Annotated in this window: 15 protein-coding genes; 8 read left to right on the top strand and 7 right to left on the bottom strand. The window is 72.7% G+C overall.

The annotated features are described in order from the left end of the window. Window positions 1–247 precede the first annotated feature (247 nt). Genes J8J14_RS16475 through J8J14_RS16460 form a run of 4 tightly spaced genes read right to left on the bottom strand, consistent with a single transcriptional unit; the run spans window position 248 to window position 3,858 of the window. A complete protein-coding gene (locus J8J14_RS16475) occupies window positions 248–1,480 on the bottom strand; it encodes a glycosyltransferase (protein WP_209380632.1) in 1,233 nt (410 codons plus the stop codon). 13 nt (window positions 1,481–1,493) lie between these two features. Then, window positions 1,494–1,841 (bottom strand): DMT family protein, encoded by a 348-nt coding sequence (locus J8J14_RS16470; protein ID WP_209380631.1) that lies wholly within the window; start codon window positions 1,839–1,841, stop codon window positions 1,494–1,496. Then, the gene (locus J8J14_RS16465; protein WP_342452469.1) at window positions 1,838–2,599 is read right to left on the bottom strand and encodes a phosphatase PAP2 family protein; all 762 of its coding nucleotides are present in this window, start codon (window positions 2,597–2,599) and stop codon (window positions 1,838–1,840) included. Before J8J14_RS16465 ends, J8J14_RS16470 begins: the two co-directional genes overlap by 4 nt. Further along, entirely contained in the window at window positions 2,596–3,858 is a 1,263-nt protein-coding gene (locus J8J14_RS16460; RefSeq protein ID WP_245215857.1) for an AmpG family muropeptide MFS transporter, read from the bottom strand. The genes J8J14_RS16465 and J8J14_RS16460 overlap by 4 nt, the downstream gene beginning before the upstream one ends. Before the next feature lie 169 nt (window positions 3,859–4,027). Here J8J14_RS16460 and J8J14_RS16455 point away from each other — a divergent pair, with 169 nt between their 5' ends. The 7 genes from J8J14_RS16455 to J8J14_RS16425 all read left to right on the top strand — a co-directional run bounded on the left by J8J14_RS16455 (window position 4,028) and on the right by J8J14_RS16425 (window position 12,548). Next, window positions 4,028–4,264 (top strand): CsbD family protein, encoded by a 237-nt coding sequence (locus tag J8J14_RS16455; protein WP_209380629.1) that lies wholly within the window; start codon window positions 4,028–4,030, stop codon window positions 4,262–4,264. Window positions 4,265–4,391: 127 nt separating this feature from the next. Continuing rightward, window positions 4,392–5,432 carry a serine hydrolase domain-containing protein gene (locus J8J14_RS16450; RefSeq protein WP_209380628.1) on the top strand — a complete coding sequence of 347 codons (1,041 nt, stop codon included), beginning with the start codon at window positions 4,392–4,394 and terminating at the stop codon, window positions 5,430–5,432. 347 nt (window positions 5,433–5,779) lie between these two features. Continuing rightward, window positions 5,780–6,385, top strand: coding sequence for a Crp/Fnr family transcriptional regulator (locus J8J14_RS16445; protein ID WP_209380627.1), 606 nt, complete (start codon window positions 5,780–5,782; stop codon window positions 6,383–6,385). 83 nt (window positions 6,386–6,468) lie between these two features. Continuing rightward, window positions 6,469–7,167, top strand: a complete 699-nt coding sequence (locus tag J8J14_RS16440; protein WP_209380626.1) for a Crp/Fnr family transcriptional regulator — start codon at window positions 6,469–6,471, stop codon at window positions 7,165–7,167. A gap of 50 nt (window positions 7,168–7,217) precedes the next feature. Next, the gene (locus J8J14_RS16435) at window positions 7,218–8,303 is read left to right on the top strand and encodes a sensor histidine kinase (protein ID WP_209380625.1); all 1,086 of its coding nucleotides are present in this window, start codon (window positions 7,218–7,220) and stop codon (window positions 8,301–8,303) included. 67 nt (window positions 8,304–8,370) lie between these two features. Next, window positions 8,371–9,720 carry a diaminopimelate decarboxylase gene (lysA, locus tag J8J14_RS16430; protein WP_209380624.1) on the top strand — a complete coding sequence of 450 codons (1,350 nt, stop codon included), beginning with the start codon at window positions 8,371–8,373 and terminating at the stop codon, window positions 9,718–9,720. After that, a complete protein-coding gene (locus J8J14_RS16425) occupies window positions 9,717–12,548 on the top strand; it encodes a DUF4175 domain-containing protein (RefSeq protein WP_209380623.1) in 2,832 nt (943 codons plus the stop codon). Before lysA ends, J8J14_RS16425 begins: the two co-directional genes overlap by 4 nt. A 275-nt stretch (window positions 12,549–12,823) precedes the next feature. Here the strand turns inward: J8J14_RS16425 and J8J14_RS16420 are convergent, their stop codons facing one another. After that, on the bottom strand, window positions 12,824–13,921 hold the full coding sequence (locus tag J8J14_RS16420) for a DUF2125 domain-containing protein (protein WP_209380622.1): 1,098 nt from the start codon (window positions 13,919–13,921) through the stop codon (window positions 12,824–12,826). Window positions 13,922–14,058: 137 nt separating this feature from the next. Between J8J14_RS16420 and J8J14_RS16415 the strand changes: the two genes are divergently transcribed. Continuing rightward, on the top strand, window positions 14,059–14,664 hold the full coding sequence (locus tag J8J14_RS16415; RefSeq protein WP_209380621.1) for a gamma-glutamylcyclotransferase: 606 nt from the start codon (window positions 14,059–14,061) through the stop codon (window positions 14,662–14,664). A gap of 336 nt (window positions 14,665–15,000) precedes the next feature. On the opposite strand, the gene J8J14_RS16410 is transcribed toward J8J14_RS16415, so the two are convergent. Both J8J14_RS16410 and J8J14_RS16405 read right to left on the bottom strand, forming a co-directional pair. Continuing rightward, complete coding sequence (locus J8J14_RS16410; RefSeq protein WP_209380620.1) at window positions 15,001–15,729, bottom strand: lysophospholipid acyltransferase family protein; 729 nt, start codon at window positions 15,727–15,729, stop codon at window positions 15,001–15,003. After that, complete coding sequence (locus J8J14_RS16405) at window positions 15,726–16,352, bottom strand: YdcF family protein (RefSeq protein ID WP_209380619.1); 627 nt, start codon at window positions 16,350–16,352, stop codon at window positions 15,726–15,728. Before J8J14_RS16405 ends, J8J14_RS16410 begins: the two co-directional genes overlap by 4 nt. Window positions 16,353–16,355: the final 3 nt, after the last annotated feature.

Below are 16,355 nucleotides of genomic sequence, written 5' to 3'. Positions count from 1 at the left end.
GGCTGCGAACATCGCGGAAGGTGCGCACCGGGCCCGATTGCGCGAGAAGACGATCCGACATCGCGGGGCAGCTGCCGTGCCTTGCCACGGGGGCAGGGGCACGGGGCCGCCGGGTCGCCAGAGGGGCCCGGATCAGGAGCGAAGATGGAGAAACCTCCATCTTTCTGCAAGGGGAATTTTGGGCCCTGCCCAGCCGCCATGCGGCGGGGGCCGAGGCGGCGTTCGGCGGTGGCCGGCCGCGCGGGGTTCAGCCCGCCCGCCGCATCCGTTTTTCGATGAAGGCCAGGGCGGCCGCGATCCCGTCCTCCGCCCGGATGCGGGCGCCGAGCGACGCGGCGCGCGCGCGCATGGGCGGGGCGTCCAGGGCGGCGATGGCGGTGGCGAGGCTTTCGGCGGAGAGGGTCCGGCGGTCGAGGGTCGGCGGGCCGACGCCCAGGCCTGTGATCCGGCGGGCCCAGAAGGGCTGGTCGCCGAAGAAGGGGAGGATGGCGCAGGGCTTGCCGGCGCGGAGTGCGGCGGCCGTGGTGCCGGCGCCGCCATGGTGGATGACGGCATGGACCAGCGGGAGGAGCTGGTCATGCGGGGCTTCGTCGATGGCCATGATGCCGGGTGGCAGGGCGGCCGCCCCGATGGCGCCGCCGCCGCGCGCCAGCAGCCCGCGCCGGCCGGTGCGGGACAGGGCTTCGGCGATGATCGCGGTCAGCCTCGCCGGATCGAGGCCGGGCATGCTGCCGAAGCCGATATACACGGGCGGAGGGCCGGCCTGGAGGAAGGCGGCGAGGGCTTCCGGGGGGCGCCAGGCGGGCTCGTCGAGGAACCAGTTGCCGGTGACGCAGACATCCTCCCCCCAGTCGTCAGGCAGGGGGAGGATGTGGCGGCTATAGGCATAGAGCGTGCCGGCGGAGGGGCGTGGGGCCGCGCCGCCCAGCTGTTCGGCCCGCCATGCCCGCAGCAGCCGCGCGAAGAGGGACTGGGCGCCCCGAATGGCCAGCCAGTGGCTCAGCCTGTTGAGGGGGCCGAGCGAGGCGAAGGGCAGGAGCGGGCTGGGGAAGGCGGCGGTGGGGGTGAAGCCCGGCAAGGGCGAGGCAAGGATGTGGGCACAGCCGAGCCGCCCGGCCATGGCCGGCGCGCCGATGCATTTGGGATGGTGGAGGATGAGGTCCGGCGCGAAGGCGCGGGCTGCTTCCCATTCGGCATCCAGCAGGCGCCGCATGAGGGGGCGCAGGGGCTTGAGGAGCTTCAGCCCCGCGCCGAAGCCCTTGCTGCCCGCGATGGCGGCCTTGCCCTCGGGCGTATCCAGCAGGGCGAGAAATTCGCCGGGGAGCGGTGCGAAGGGCACGCCGCGCGCCGCGGCCATGCGCTCGAACTGGGCCGGGGCGGCCAGCTGCACCGCATGGCCGCGCCGCATCAGCCCGAGCGCGAGGGCGATGCAGGGCTGGACGTCGCCGCGCGTGCCGAGCGCGTGGAGGGAGACGCGCATCGGCGCCCCTTCCTCACTCCACCTTCAGGAAGATGAAGCCCACCGCCGCGACGAGGCAGAGCATGGCGGCGAAGTAGTTCCAGCGCAGCGGCTCGCCCAGCACGGCGACGGAGAAGCCGGCGAAGACGAAGAGGGTGATCACCTCCTGCATCACCTTCAGCTGCTGGCCCGTGAAGGTGCCGTAGCCGATGCGGTTGGCGGGCACGGCGAGGCAGTATTCGAGGAAGGCGATACCCCAGGAGACGAGGATGGCGAGCCAGAGTGGCCAGGAGGGCTGCTTGAGGTGCCCGTACCAGGCGAAGGTCATCAGCACGTTCGAGCCGATGAGGAGGAGCGGCGTCCAGAGCAGGGCGTTGCTCATGACTCGGAGTCCGGCGTTTCCACCTGTCCGCGGCGCTGGAGGGTGAGGGCGACGAGCCAGCAGAGCAGCGCCCAGGCGGCGCCGAGGCACCAGCCGGCCAGCACGTCTGTGGGCCAGTGCACGCCGAGATAGACGCGGCTGGCGCCGACCAGGAGGGTGGTGGTGATGGCGAGGAAGAGGACGTAGCCGCGGGTGCGCCAGCGCGCCTCCACCTGCGCGATGATGGCGCCGAGGGTGAGATAGGTGACGGCCGAGAGCATGGCGTGGCCGCTGGGGAAGCTGGCCGTGTAGACCTCCACGGCATGGGGCACGAGGTCCGGCCTTGGGCGCTGGAACAGGACCTTCAGCCCCGCGCTGAGGGCGGTGCCGCCGCCGATGGAGGCGAGGACGAGCAGGGCCGCGGCGCGCTTGCGGACCAGGACGAGGTAGCCCGTGACGGCCAGGGTGAGGCCGATGAGGATGACATGGCTGCCGAGGCCGGTGATGTCGCGCGCCACTTCCTCGAACCAGCGGGGGCCGATGGGTTCGGAAGGGTCGCCGGCGTCGCGCAGGGCGAGGAGGACGGCGCGGTCGAAGGCGAGGGTCTCGCCTTCCAGAACCTCGGCCGCGAGGCCGGCGAAGCCGAGGATGGCGATGGCGGAGAGGAGATAGCCCGCGAGGCGGGCGAAATCCTGCGCCTGCATCCGGCGCGGGGCATGGGCCGCCAGCCAGGCCAGCACGCGCCAGGGGGTGGAGGGGCGGCCGCCGGGTTCCGTCACAGCACGGGTTCCACGGCGCGCGCGGGCTCGGGGGGCGGCAGGCGCCAGAGGAGGAAGACCATGATGGCCATGGCCGGCAGGGCGGCCGCGGTGGTCATCAGGAAGAAGCCGGGCCAGCCCAGGGATTCCGCGAGCCAGCCCGAGGAGGCGCCGAGGGTGCGGAGCGGGACGGCGGCGAGGGAGGAGAGCAGCGCGTATTGCGTGGCGGTGAAGGCGCGGCTGGTGAGGCTGGAGAGATAGGTGACGAAGGCGGCGTCGGCCAATCCATCCGTGAAGTTCTCGATCCCGACCTGGGCCCAGAGCATGGGGTAGTCATGCCCGGCATGGGCCAGCGCCACATACATGAGGTTGGAGAGCATCTGGCCCAGGCCGGTGAAGACCAGGGCCTTCGCCGTGCCGAGGCGGGCGACCACCCAGCCGCCGGCCAGCGCGCCGCCGAGCGTGGCGAAGAGGCCGAAGACGGTGGCGACCGCCGCCACGTCCTCCCGGGTGAAGCCGAGGGAGCGGTAGAAGGGCGTGGTCATGATGCCCGCCAGCGCCTCGCCCAGCTTGAAGAGGGCGATGAAGAGCAGGATGGCCAGCCAGAGCGGGCGCCGCATGAAATCCGCGAAGGGCTGGACGACCGAGGTGTTGAGGCGGGTGGACCAGGGGACGGGCGGCGTGACGGGGGCAGGGGCTTCGCGCGAGGCGAGCGTGGCGGCGACGCCGACGAGCATTAGCGCGGCGGCATAGGCATAGGCGCCGCCCCAGCCGAGGGCGCCCACCAGCCAGAGCGTGCCGCCGCCGCTGGCCAGCAGGGCCAGGCGGTAGCCCCAGATGTAGCAGGCCAGGCCGTAGCCCTGTTCCTCCTCCTCCAGGATCTCGATGCGGTGGGCATCCACCACGATGTCCTGGCTGGCGGAGAGGAATGCGACGAAGGCGGCCAGTGCGGCGGTGCCGAGCGGGCCGGTGGCGGGGTTGCTGAAGCCGGTGGCGAGGATGGCGAGGATCAGCAGGGGCTGGATGAGCAGCAGCCAGCCGCGCCGGCGCCCCAGGCGGGAGAGAAAGGGCGGCGCCACCGTGTCCAGCGCAGGGGACCAGAGGAACTTCAGCGAATAGGCAAGGCCTATGAGGGCGGTGAGGCCGATATCCGTGAGGGAGATACCGCTTTCGGTGAACCACTGGCGCAGCACCTGGCCGGCCACCAGGGGCAGGGGCACGCCGGCGGAGAAGCCGAGGGCGAGGAGGACGAGGAAGCGGCGTTGGCGGAGGAGAGGCATGGCGCGCGAACCTGCCATGGGCGCGGGGGGCGTGCGAGAGGCGGCGGGTGGCCGCCCGGTCCCTTTTCTGTTCCGGAATTTTCACCACAACCCAGGTCCCTTCCCCACGTTTCCCCAGCCGCGGGGCGTCGCGTGGCGTCGCGGCCGAACGGCATTCGAGGAGAGAGACATGGACAGCGATCGCATCATCGGCGCCGGCAACAAGGCGGCGGGCGAGGTTCAGGAGGGCATTGGCGGCCTGATCGGCGACAGCCGGACCCAGGCGCGCGGCCAGAGCCGGCAGCTGCGTGGCGAGGCGCAGAACCAGATCGGGCAGCTGGAGGACTACATCCGCGACCAGCCGCTGACGGCCGCCGCGGTGGCCGTGGGGATCGGCTGGCTGATCGGGCGGCTGCGGATCATCTGATCCGCCGCTCTGTCCTGACAGGCGTTCCGGGCACGCCGGCTCCTCTCGGGGCCGGCGTGGCATCCCTCGGGTAACGGATGGTCTCGGCGCCTGGGCGCCGCCGGGATGTGGCCCCATCTGCGGGGCGATGAACCGCCTGCCCCGTCGTCCCCTGCTCGGCCTTGCCCTCGTCGCGCTGGCACGCCCGGTGCGCGCCGCGCCGCTGGATGCCGTGCTGGCGGAAGCCGCCGGCCTGCCGCGCCTGTACAGCGTGACCCTGGCCCGTGAGGGGCGGGTTCTGGCGGAGCGGCGGTTCCGCGGGCCGGGGCTGGATGTGCCGCAGAACATCAAATCCGCTTCCAAGACCGTTGTCTCCGCCCTGGTGGGCTGCGCGATTTCCCGCGGGGTGCTGCGCGGGGTGGACCAGCCGGTGCTGCCGCTGCTGGGCGGGCGCATGGCGGGGCTGGACCCGCGGGCGGAGCGGATCACCATCGGGCACCTTCTGACCATGCGGGCGGGGCTGGAGCGGACCTCGGGCGTGAATTACAGCGGCTGGGCAGCGGCGCGGGACCCGGTGGCCTATGCGCTCGCGCGGCCCTTCGTGGATGAGCCGGGGGGCGGGATGCAGTATTCCACCGGATCCACGCACATGCTGGGCGCGGCGCTTTCGCGCGCGGCGGGGCGTTCGCTGCTGGAACTGGCGCGGGACTGGCTGGGTGAGCCGCTGGGCATTTCCATCCCGCCCTGGCCGCGCGATCCGCAGGGGCGGTACTATGGCGGGAACGACATGCGGCTGACGCCGAGGGCGCTGCTGCGCCTGGGGGAGTGCTACCGGCTGGGCGGCCTGTGGGACGGGGCGCGGGTGATCCCGGCGGGCTGGATCGCGGAGAGTTGGGTGCCACGCACCCGCTCCTCCTGGAGCGGGCAGCTCTATGGCTATGGCTGGTGGATCGGCGAGGCGCGGGGAATGCCCGTGTATTTCGCCTGGGGCTATGGCGGGCAGATGCTCTACCTGGTGCCGGAGATGGGACTGAGCGTGGTGATGCTGTCGGACCCCGCGGCGCCGCGCGACCCGGTTCACATGGCGTCCCTGCATGCGCTGCTGGCGGAGGGGATCATGCCGGCCCTGGGCGCCCCGGGCGGGGCGGGCACGGAACCGCTGCGGGTGCCGGAACCGGGCGCGGGCTGAGCGGACCGGCGCGAGGGCCGGGCGGGGAAATCCGGTTTTCTCCCGGAACGGCCTGGGAACCGCAGGGGCAAGGGCCCACATTCCCCCTATCGCCTGCCTGCGACCTTTGGCTGCCGGCGACCGAGAGAGACGAGTGCTCCCGCCTCACGTCCAGCGAGGAGCTTGTCCTGGCCCTTTCCCCTCCGGTTTCCTCCACCCGCAACCGCCTGCTCGCGGCGCTGCCGCCCGCTGCCCTGGAACGGCTCCTGCCGAAGCTCTCCCGGGTTCCGCTTCCCCTGCGTCAGGTGCTCTACGAGGCCGAAGGGCCCATCGATGCGGCGTATTTTCCAGAGGACGGCATCATTTCCATGACCTCCGTTCTGGAAGAGGGAACACACGCCGAGGCCGGCATGGTGGGATGGGAAGGCATGATCGGCACGCCTCTTCTTGCCGATGTCGGAACCTCCTTCGTCGAGGCTGTCGCGCAGGTTGCCGGCAGCGGGCTGCGCCTGGAGGCGAAGGCCTTCCGCCAGGAAATGGAGGCCAGTACCCCGTTCCGCTCCCTGCTGTTCCGCTACAACGAGGCGCAGCAGGCGATGCTGATCCAGACGGCGGCGTGCAACGGGAACCACCTGCTGGAGCAGCGGCTGGGCCGCTGGCTGCTGATGGCCCATGACCGGGTGGACGGGGACGAGATCCTGCTGACGCAGGAGTTCATCGCCAACATGCTGTCCGTGCATCGCCCCAGCGTGACGGTCGCGGCCGGCATCCTGCAACGGGCCGGGCTGATCCGCCACGGTGCCGGCCGTGTCACGGTGGTGGACCGCCGCGGCCTCGAGGCCGCCTCCTGCGAATGCTATGGCGCGGTGCGCCGCCGCTTCGCCGAGGTGGTCGGCATCCCGTTTTCCTTGAGCCGGCACAGCGTTGCCCACCGAACCGGAATGTATGGAAGCCGACCGCCAGACCGGCCGTAATCCTTCATAGGCTTCCGACCGGCGACTGAGACACGCGCTCCCGCCAGCTGCTGCGAGGAGTGCCTTTTGATCCTTCTTGCCCGATGATCCACAACCGCCTTCTCGCGGCGCTGCCGCATGACGTGCTGGCGCTGCTCCTGCCGAAGCTCAGCCTGGTCGAACTTCCCATCCGGCAGACCTTGTACCGCGCCGGTGCCGCGATCGACGCGGCCTATTTTCCCGAAGCTGGCATCGTCTCCATGGTCTCGATCCTGTCCGAGGGGGAGCAGGTGGAGGTAGGCATGGTCGGGCGGGAGGGACTCGTCGGCACGCCGCTGCTGGCGGATGTCGAGACCTCCTATGTCGAGGCGATGGTGCAGGCGCCCGGCAGCGCGCTGCGGATGGAGGCGCGCGCCTTCCGCCAGGAGCTGGCTGCGAGTCCTGTCTTCCGGTCGCTCATGCTCCGCTATGGCGAGGCGCATCAGGCGCAGGTGATCCAGACGGCCGCCTGCAACGGGAATCACGGGCTGGAGCAGCGGCTCGCCCGGTGGCTGCTGATGGTGCATGACCGCACGGATGGGGACGAGATCCCGGTCACGCAGGACTTCATCGCGACCATGCTGGGCGTGCACCGCCCCAGCGTTACGGTCACGGCGGGTGCGCTGCAGCGGGCGGGGCTGATCCGCTATTCCGCGGGGCGCGTGACGGTGCTGGACCGCCAGCGCCTGGAGGCGGCGTCCTGCGAGTGTCATGGCGCGGTGCGCCAGCGCTTCGCGGAGGTGATCGGCACGCCGATCTCCTGATGTATGGAAGCCGACAGCCCCGGGGGAAGGGGGGGCCTAGGCTTGAACAGGTGACAACATTTTCCCCTGATCATGCCGCAGCGGCTTCGGCGAGGATCGCGGCCCTTGAGGCCGAGGTGCTGCGCCTGCGCGGACAGGCGGAGCAGGCCAGGCGCATTCTGGAGAGCGCGACCGAGTACGCCATCTTCAGCCTCGACTTCACGGGCGGGATCACGGACTGGAATACCGGGGCCCGCCGGATCCTGGGCTATGATGCGGCCGAGATCCTGGGCCGTTCGGGCGAGGTCTTCTTCACCCATGAGGATCGCGAGCAGGGGGCCTTCGTCGCCGAGCTCTGCAACGCCCTGGAGGAGGGGCGCGCCATCAATGAGCGGTGGCATGTCCGCAAGGATGGGTCGCGCTTCTGGGCCAGCGGGATGATGCTGCCGCTGCTGGACAGGGAGGGAAGGCCGCAGGGCTTCCTGAACATCCTGCGGGACGGAACGGACCTGCATGACAGGATGCAGCGCAAGGCCACGCTGCTGGCCGAGATGCAGCACCGGGTGAAGAACATCCTCACCCTCGCGCAGTCCCTGGCCGTGCAGACGCAGCGCTACGCGAAGACGCCGGCCTCCTTCCAGGCCGATTTCACGGCCCGGCTCGTCGCGCTGGCGCGGTCGCATGACGTGCTGACGGCGAATGAGTGGAGCGGGGCGCCGCTGGACGAGATCCTGCGGCGCAGCCTTGCGCCCCATGGCGGCCCGCCGAGCCGCGTGAGCCTCCATGGCCTGCCCTTCCGCCTGCCCTCCACCACCGCCATCACCCTGGGCCTCGCCTTTCATGAGCTGGCGACCAATGCGACCAAATATGGGGCGCTCTCCACGCCGGAGGGCCAGCTGGAGGTGCGCTGGGACCTGCAGCGCGGGCTGGACGGCCAGCGGGGGCTGAGGATCGCCTGGCGGGAGCGTGGCGGGCCGCCGGTGACGCCGCCGGAGCGCCAGGGCTTCGGTTCCCGGCTGCTGGAGGAGGGGTTGGCCTATCAGCTGGGCGGGACGGTGCGGCTGCGCTTCGCGCCCGAAGGGTTGGAATGCGAGATCTGCTTCCCCCTTCCCCAGCAGGCCATGCCCGATCTGGACCGGCCCCGGTCTTCGCCATGAGCGTGGGCGATGGCAGAATTCGCATGTAACGCTTCCCGCGGCGGCCCTCCGACCCCAAACTAGGGGAATGGCTTCCCCGCTTCCCGCTGTCCACGACACGCCCGACCCCGATTTCGCGGAACTGCTCGCCCGCCGCCCGCAGCTGAAAGCCCATGCGCTGGATGGGCTGCTGATGGACGAGGTGCCGCTGGTGCAGATCGCCCGCGCGGTGGGTACCCCGAGCTGGGTGTATTCCGCCGCCACCCTGCGCCGCCGCTACGGCGCGCTCCGCGATGCGCTGGCCGAGGCCGGGCTCGATGCCTCCATCCATTTCGCGGCCAAGGCGAATGACAGCCTGGCGGTGCTGCGGGTGCTGGCCGCCGAGGGCGCGGGCGCCGATGTGGTGAGCGAGGGCGAGCTGCGCGCGGCGCGCGCGGCCGGGATCCCGGCGGGGCGCATCGTGTTCTCGGGCGTCGGCAAGTCCCACCGGGAGATCGCGCTGGCCCTGGAGGAGGGCATCCTCCAGATCAATGCCGAGAGCGCGGAGGAGGTGGAGCGCATCTCCGAGGTGGCCTCCGCCATCGGGCGGGTGGCGCCGGTTTCGCTGCGCATCAACCCGGATGTGGATGCGCGCACCCACGCGAAGATTTCCACCGGCCTTGCCGAGAACAAGTTCGGCATCGCCTATACCGACGCGGCGGCGCTCTATGCGCGCATGGCGTCCCTGCCCGGCATCCGGCCGATCGGGCTGGCGGTGCATATCGGCAGCCAGATCACCGAGGGCATGGCGGGGTACCGCGCCGCCTATTCGCGCGTGGCGGAGCTGGCGCAGGCGCTGATCGGACGCGGGCTGCCGGTGGAGCGGCTGGATTGCGGCGGCGGGCTGGGCATTCCGTACCGGGACGAGGTGCCGCCTTCCCCCGCCGCGCTGGCCGGGGCCATCAAGGCGACGCTGGGGCCGCTGGGCCTGCCCGTGATGCTGGAGCCTGGGCGCTGGATCGCGGGGCCGGCCGGGGTGCTGCTGGCTTCGGTGGTGCTGCAGAAGCGCGGGCAGAACCGGCGCTTCGTGGTGCTGGACGCCGCGATGAACGACCTGGTGCGGCCCGCCATGTATGATGCCTGGCACGGCATCCTGCCCCTGGCGCCGGACCTGCTGCACGCGCCGCTCTCCCCCGCCGACGTGGTGGGGCCGGTCTGCGAGAGCGGGGACACCTTCACCCGCGGCCGGGCGCTGCCGGACCTGCCGCCGGGGGCGCTGGTGGCCTTCCTGGATGCCGGGGCCTACGGCGCCACCATGTCCTCCACCTACAACGCCCGGCCGCTGGCGGCGGAGGTGCTGGTGGATGGGCACCGATGGGCGGTGACGCGGCCCAGGCAGACGCATGAGGCGCTGCTGGCCAACCAGGTCATGCCCGAGTGGCTGGGGGCTGGGGCTTGACGGGGCAGGACCCCCGCAACCCCTCCTCCCGCCGGGGCGGGGACGGGATGCCGGCCCGCCCCGCGCTCCGCCGGCTCGGGCGCCTGCGCGCCAGGGCCCGGCTCGCCCTTCTCTGGGAATCCATCTGGCCCCGGGCCTGGCCCGTCCTGGCGGTGCTGGGGATCTTCCTGACCCTCGCCCTTTCGGGGGCCTTCCTTCTTCTCTCCCCGCTGTTCCACCTGATCCTGCTCTCGGTGCTGATCGCGGCGCTGGTGGTGGCGCTGATGCGGGCCGTGCGCGGCTTCGCGGTGCCGGGGGACGAGGCGGCGGACCGGCGGCTGGAGCGGGCCTCGGGCCTGCCGCACCGGCCACTGGAAACCCTGCTGGACCGCCCGGCGGGGAATGATCCCACCGCCATGGCGCTGTGGCGCGCGCATCAGGCGCGGGAAGCGGCGCGGATCCGCCGGCTGCGCGTGGGCGTGCCGCGGCCGGGGCTGGCGGCGCGGGACCCGCGGGCGCTGCGGGCCGGGCTGGCCGTGGCGCTGGTGGCCGCCGTCACCATGGCGGGGGCGGAGGCGCCGGAGCGGCTGCGCCGGGCGCTCTGGCCCGTGACGCATGGCGCCCCGCCCGGGCTTTCCACGCGGCTGGAGGCCTGGGTAACGCCGCCTGCCTATACGGGCGCGCCGCCCGTTTTCCTCGACCCCGCCGGGGGCAGGGTGACCGTGCCGGCGGGCAGCCGGCTGCGCGCGGCGCTTTCGGGCGGCAGCGGCACGCCCGAATTGCTGCGGGACGACGTGCCGGCGGGGGTGTTCCAGGCGCTCGGGCCCGGGAGCCACAGCGCGGAGATGGCGCTGGATGCCGGCGGGCGGCTGGTGATCCGCCAGGGCGGGCGCGAGATCGCGGCCTGGTCCATCGCCGTGCAGGCGGATGCGCCGCCGCGCATTGCCTTCGCCGAACCGCCCACCCAATCCGCGCGCGGGTTGGCCACGCGCCTGCCCTGGCGGGCCGAGGATGACTGGGGCGTGGCCGCCGCCGCGGCCGAGATCCGGCTGCAGGCGCGGCCGGGTGCCGCGCCGGTGCCGATCGACCTTCCCGTTCCTGCCGGGCAGGCCAGGGCGCCGCGTGGCGTGGCGCAGCCCGATCTGTCGGCGCATCCCTGGGCGGGGCTTCCGGTGCGCATCCGGCTGATCGCGCGGGATGGCGCGGGGCAGGAGGGGCGTTCCGACGAGGCGGCGATGGTCCTGCCGGAACGGGGCTTCAACCATCCGGTGGCGCGGGGGCTGATCCTGCTGCGCAAGGGGCTTTCGCTGGACCCGGAGGCGCGGCGCCCCGCGATGGAGGGGCTGGACCGGCTGGCGGCCGCCCCGGAGGCATTTGAGGGCGATACGGCCACGGCCCTTGCTCTCCGTTCCGCGCGGGCGCGGCTGGAGGCGGACCAGCGCCCGGAGGCGGTGGGCGAGGCGCAGCAGATCATGTGGGACACGGCCCTGGCCCTGGAGGAAGGGCGTGCCGACCGCACGGCACGCGCCCTGGCCGAGGTGCGGGAGCGGCTGCGCGAGGCCCTGCGCGAGCGCCAGGAGCAGGAACGCCAGCGCGCCGAGGCCGAGCGGCAGGAGGGGAACGAGGCGCAGCGGCAGGACGAAGCGCGGCGCCAGGCGGAGCAGGAGCGGCAGCAGCAGGCGCAGCGGGACGCGGACCCGAACCAGCCGCCCGGCAGCAACCGGAACGAGCAGGCCCGCCAGGAGCAGGCCGAGCGCGAGCGGCAGGAGCAGGCGCAACGCCAGGCCGAGGCGGAGCGGCGCGAGGCCGAGCGCGACGCCGCCCGCGCCGAGACGGACCGGCGCATCCAGGAGCTGCGGGAGGCGGTGCGCCGGCACCTGGACGCGCTGGCCGAGCGGCTGCAGCGCGAGAACGGCGAGACGCCGCCGCCCCAGGGCGCCGCGCGCCCGCAGGACCAGCGCGAGGCCCAGCGGCGGACCGAGCGCATGCGCGAGCAGAACCGCCAGGACCGCCCCGAGGAGGCAGAGCGCGAACTGGCCGAGCTGGAGCGGATGCTGGAGGAGCTGGAGAACGGGCAGATGGCCCAGAACCAGCGCGAGGAGCGCCGCCAGCAGCGCCAGCGCGGCCAGCAGCAGATGGGCGTTGTCCAGGACATGGTGCGCCGGGAATCCAGGCTGCTGGACGGTTCCCACCGCCGCGCCGAGGCCGATGCGGCCCGGCAGGAGCGGGAACGGCGCATGAGCTATCCCTGGAACCGCAACCGCCCGCCCGAGCCGCAGGCGGAGGCGCCGCCCGATCCCGCGGCCGATGCCCGCACCCAGCGCGCCCTGCGCCGGGCCCTGGGCGAGCTGATGCAGCAGCATGGCGACCTGACCGGCGACGTGCCCGCGCCGCTGGGCCGGGCCGACCAGGCCATGCGCGAGAGCGCCGAGGCGCTGGGCCGGGGCGAGGATGCCAGGCCGCACCAGGAGCGCGCGATCCGTGAGCTTTCCGAGGGCGGGCGGCAAATGGCGCAGCGGATGCAGCGCCAGTTCGGCCGGCCCGACCAGGGGCAGGAGGGCGAAGGGCAGGACGGCGAAGGCCAGGGCGATGCCATGGCCGAGGGTGGCGAGCAGGGTGGCGAGGGGCAGGACCAGCTGGCCCAGAACGGCGAGGGACGCGACCCGCTGGGGCGGCGCCTGCGCGAGGGGACCGGCACCTCGGAGGAGGGCGGGGATACCCGCGTGCCGGACGAGGCGGAGATCCTGCGGACGCGGCGCCTCCAGGAGGAGCTGCGGCGGCGGCACGCGGAACGGGAGCGGTCGTCCCAGGAGCTGGAGTATATCGACCGGCTGCTGCGGTTGTTCTGATCCTGCCGGTTTCCGGAGAGGGCGCTGCCCTCTCCGGGCCTCGCCCGCCAAGGGCCTGAGGCCCTTGGAACCCCATCTGGCTGCCGCGGATACGGTGCAACACGGGGTCTCTGCCCCTGCTCCTGCCCTTGCAGTCGCCTCCGGTCATGGACCGGAGGCGCACCACCAGCCGAACCGCTCAAACTGATAGAAAAAGATGATGGTGAGGGGTCCGGGGAGAGGAAGAATTCCTTCTTCCTCTCCCCGGGGCTACGAGCGACGACGGATCAGGAGGCTCACGGCCCCGGTCCGCTTCCATCCGCCGGCGCCGGCCAGGACAGGGCCGGCATGCGGGCCACCGGGATGCGGGCGACCGCGAGGCTGCGGCCTTCCAGGGTGAGGGGCACTTCGAGCTGGGGCGGTTCGCCTTCGGCAGGTGGGCGGGCGAGGAGGGCGACCACGCGGCGGGCCAGGGCGGCGTTGCGGGGCGTGACCAGGCCGGCCTGGGAGAGGGCATCAAGCACCGCCTCGGCGCCGGTGAGCTTCACCGTGCCGGCGCCCATGGGTTGGAGCTGGTCGTCCAGTGCCAGGGTGGCGGTGGCCTGGGCCGTGGCGGGGCCGAAGGTGAGGTCGAGCCGGCGGAGTTCCAGCGTGCCGCCGGCGTCGCGCCAGGTGGCGGCACGGTTGGTCAGGTTGCGGCCGCCGGGGAGGGGGCCGGTGAGGGCGGCATCGAGCCCCAGGCTGCGGATCTGGCGGCCCAGCGGGGTGGCGCCGGGCAGGGTGATGTTTTCCGCCTGGCCTTCCAGGGTGAAGGCGGGCTCGCCTTCGATGGCGGTCATGCGGCTGTCCAGGGCGAGGTTGAGGGCGCCGATCTCCACCCCGCCCGCCGGGGTGCCGATGCGGAGGCGATGGGCCGTGAACTCGCCCCCGCGGGGAATGACATGGGCCTGCAGGGGGAGCTTGGCCGTCAGCCGGTCCGCGGCGAAGGGGATCTCGGTGCGGTCGATCCGGAGCTGCTGGGTGCCGGTGGCGGCGATGCGGAGCTCGCCGGGGCTATGCATGGCCACGCGGAGCACCACGGCGCCTGTGGACCAGTCCAGCCCGCCGGGGATGGTGGCGTTTCCGCCAGAAAGGCGGAAGCCCGGCAGGCGAAGCGTGGCGGAGAAGGGCCAGCCCCCGCGGGTGGGCGGGGCATGCTCGATCCGCCAGCCCTGGGCGCGGCGGGCAGTGGCCCAGGCGTCGTAGCCCGCCTGCAGGCGGGTTCCCATCCAGTGCCACATCGCGCTGTGCGCGGCGGCCAGGAGCAGGAGCAGCAGGCCGGCGGCCAGCAGCAGGCGGCCGGGGCGCAGCCAGGCGCGGGTGGGGCGGGAGATTGGGGGCGGGGTGTCGCTCACGGCTCCGTCATATGGGGCCGCCCGGGGGGGCTTGCCCAGGGCCACCCTTTTCGGGGCGGCGGCAGGGCTGTGCCTGTTGCATGGGCTGCCGGCTGCGCGGGCCGGCTTCTTGCCTTATCTTCTGCGCAGCGCCGCCCATGACCAGCACCGCCCCGCACCCGCCCGTGATCGATCCCGCCGGCCTCGACCCGGCACCGCTGCTGGATGCGGATGGCTGCCTGTACGTGTTCGGCTACGGATCGCTGATTTGGAAGCCGGGCTTTGCCTTCGAATCGGTGCATCCGGCGCTGTTGCGGGGCTTCCACCGGCGCTTCTGCATCCTGTCCCACCGGTATCGCGGCACGCCGGAGGTGCCGGGGTTGGTGCTGGGGCTGGATCGCGGCGGGGCCTGCCGGGGGGTGGCCTTCCGCGTGGCGGCGGGGGCCGCGGCCGAGGTGCTGGCCTATCTGGATGAGCGGGAGATGTCCGGCGGCGTGTATCACCGGCGCCTGCTGCCGGTGCGGCTGCTGGATGGTGGCGGAACGCGGCAGGCCGTGACCTTCGTGGCGGACCGGCGGGCCAGGTCCTATTGCGGTGCACTGCCGCCGGATGCGGCGGCGGCGGCGATCGCGCGCGGCCATGGGGTAATGGGGCCGAACCGCGACTACCTGCTGAACACGGTGGCGCATCTGCGTGCGCTGGGGGTGCGGGATGCGGGGCTGGACCGGATCGCCGCGCTGCTGGAGCCCGCGCCGGGCGGCTGAGAGCGGCTGCCTTCCTTTGGATTCCGCATCATTCCAGGGCCTTAGGGCGGGGCGGCTCGCTGGCCCGGCCACCGGGGTGAGGCTTGGCGGCGACAGGCTGGGGGCGATTGGGTTTTCCCATGGTTTATCCACAGCCCCGGGGATTGACCGGCCTTCCAGGCCTCAGGAGTCCGACGTTTGTTCCCCAGAGTCCCCGGATTCCCATGCAAAATGTTGTAAGCGATTGATATAAAATCAGAAATAACTGTCCACAGGGTATTCGGACTCCTCGAAAACGCTGAGTCCACAACGCCTTGCCCGGGAGTCTTCCGGCGCCGTTGAAAGCAGGGCGTCCCGCTATTCCACCATTTTGTCCACAGCCCCTGTGAGGGCTGCCGAGGCGGCGGCGACGGCGGCCTCGGCGCGCGTGGTCAGCTCCGTGCGGGGCAGGCCCGGGGGGATGGGGGGAAGGACGGCGACGGTGAGGGTGCCCGGGCGCTTGGTGAAGGCGCGCTTGCCCCAGAAGCGGCCGGAATCGGTGGCCACCGGAACAACCGGGAGGCCGGTCGTGGCGGCCATGGCGGCGAAGCCGGGCTGCCAGGGGGCCACTTCCCCCGGGGCGGAGCGGGTGCCCTCGGGGAAGATCACCACTTGGTAGCCGGCGGCGGCGGCGTCCCGCGCGGCGCGGACGAGGCGCTTGAGGGCGGCGCTGCCCCCTTCCCGGTCCACGGGGATGGAGTGGACATGGCGGGCCATGGCTCCCCAGCCCGGGATCCGCATCAGCTCGGCCTTCATCACATAGGCCGGACGGGGCAGCAGGGCGTGCCAGACGACCGTGTCGAAGGCCGATTGGTGCTGGGCGGCGATGAGGGCGGGGCCGTTCACCGGCAGGTGCTCCTTCCCCGTCACCCGCAGGCGGATGCCGCAGATCACACGCAGCAGCCACAGCATCGCCCAGGCCCAGCCGCGGAGATAGCGGTGCATCACCGCGGGCGGGAAGGCGAGCAGGGGCAGGCCGAAGAGCACCGTTAGGGCGGTGGCGCTGAAGAAGAGAAGGTTGAAGAGGGCTGATCGGATGGCGTTCACCGCGTGGCTTGTCCTGTCGCTTCGGGCCGGGTGCGTTCCGTGAGCACGGAAATGCCGAACAGGGCGCCGACAAGTTTCACATATTCCCGCAGCATCGGCATGGGCCGGGCGAGGAAGGGGGAGACGGGGTGCGGGTGCAGCTCCGCCTCCGGCATGCCGCGGCGCAGTTCCAGCAGGGCGCGCGGCATATGGTAGGCGGCGGTGATCACCGTGATCTCCCGCAGCCCGTTCGCCTCCGCCCAGGCCGCGACCTCCCGCGCATTGCCGCGCGTGCTGGTGGCGCCGCGGCCGAGGCTGACGCGGGGGGAGAGGGAGGCCGGATCCAGCCCAGCCTCGGCCGCGCCGGATGCCCGCACGAGATCCGCCAGGGTGGATTCCGGGCCGACGCCGGAGATGAGCAGGCGCGCTTCCGGCCGCCGGGCGAGGAGGGTGAAGCCTTCCTCCACCCTGTCCGGCCCGCCGGTGAGCACGACGATGCCGGGGGTGGGCGGGGCCTCGGGCCAGGGGGTGGCGGCGCGGTGGAGGAACCAGACGAGGCCGCCCGCCCCGCCCAGCACCACCATGGCGAGGGTGGCGGAGAGGAGCGGCAGCCGCCGCCGGCGCGGGGCTGGGGCATCCGTCATGCC

It is taken from the genome of Pararoseomonas baculiformis (assembly GCF_017813395.1).
GTDB classification, from domain to species: domain Bacteria; phylum Pseudomonadota; class Alphaproteobacteria; order Acetobacterales; family Acetobacteraceae; genus Roseomonas; species Roseomonas baculiformis.
The sequence above is the reverse complement of the archived record's forward strand: the minus strand, read 5'-3'. Positions and strand labels throughout refer to the sequence as shown.

Bases quoted from the DNA above. Each gene is read 5' to 3' on its own strand.
- J8J14_RS16415 (WP_209380621.1), top strand. From the start codon at position 14,059: ATGACCAGCACCGCCCCGCACCCGCCCGTGATCGATCCCGCCGGCCTC.
- J8J14_RS16475 (WP_209380632.1), bottom strand. From the start codon at position 1,480: ATGCGCGTCTCCCTCCACGCGCTCGGCACGCGCGGCGACGTCCAGCCC.
- J8J14_RS16455 (WP_209380629.1), top strand. From the start codon at position 4,028: ATGGACAGCGATCGCATCATCGGCGCCGGCAACAAGGCGGCGGGCGAG.
- J8J14_RS16470 (WP_209380631.1), bottom strand. From the start codon at position 1,841: ATGAGCAACGCCCTGCTCTGGACGCCGCTCCTCCTCATCGGCTCGAAC.
- J8J14_RS16460 (WP_245215857.1), bottom strand. From the start codon at position 3,858: ATGCCTCTCCTCCGCCAACGCCGCTTCCTCGTCCTCCTCGCCCTCGGC.
- J8J14_RS16405 (WP_209380619.1), bottom strand. From the start codon at position 16,352: ATGACGGATGCCCCAGCCCCGCGCCGGCGGCGGCTGCCGCTCCTCTCC.
- J8J14_RS16445 (WP_209380627.1), top strand. From the start codon at position 5,780: ATGACCTCCGTTCTGGAAGAGGGAACACACGCCGAGGCCGGCATGGTG.
- J8J14_RS16450 (WP_209380628.1), top strand. From the start codon at position 4,392: ATGAACCGCCTGCCCCGTCGTCCCCTGCTCGGCCTTGCCCTCGTCGCG.
- J8J14_RS16440 (WP_209380626.1), top strand. From the start codon at position 6,469: ATGATCCACAACCGCCTTCTCGCGGCGCTGCCGCATGACGTGCTGGCG.
- lysA (WP_209380624.1), top strand. From the start codon at position 8,371: ATGGCTTCCCCGCTTCCCGCTGTCCACGACACGCCCGACCCCGATTTC.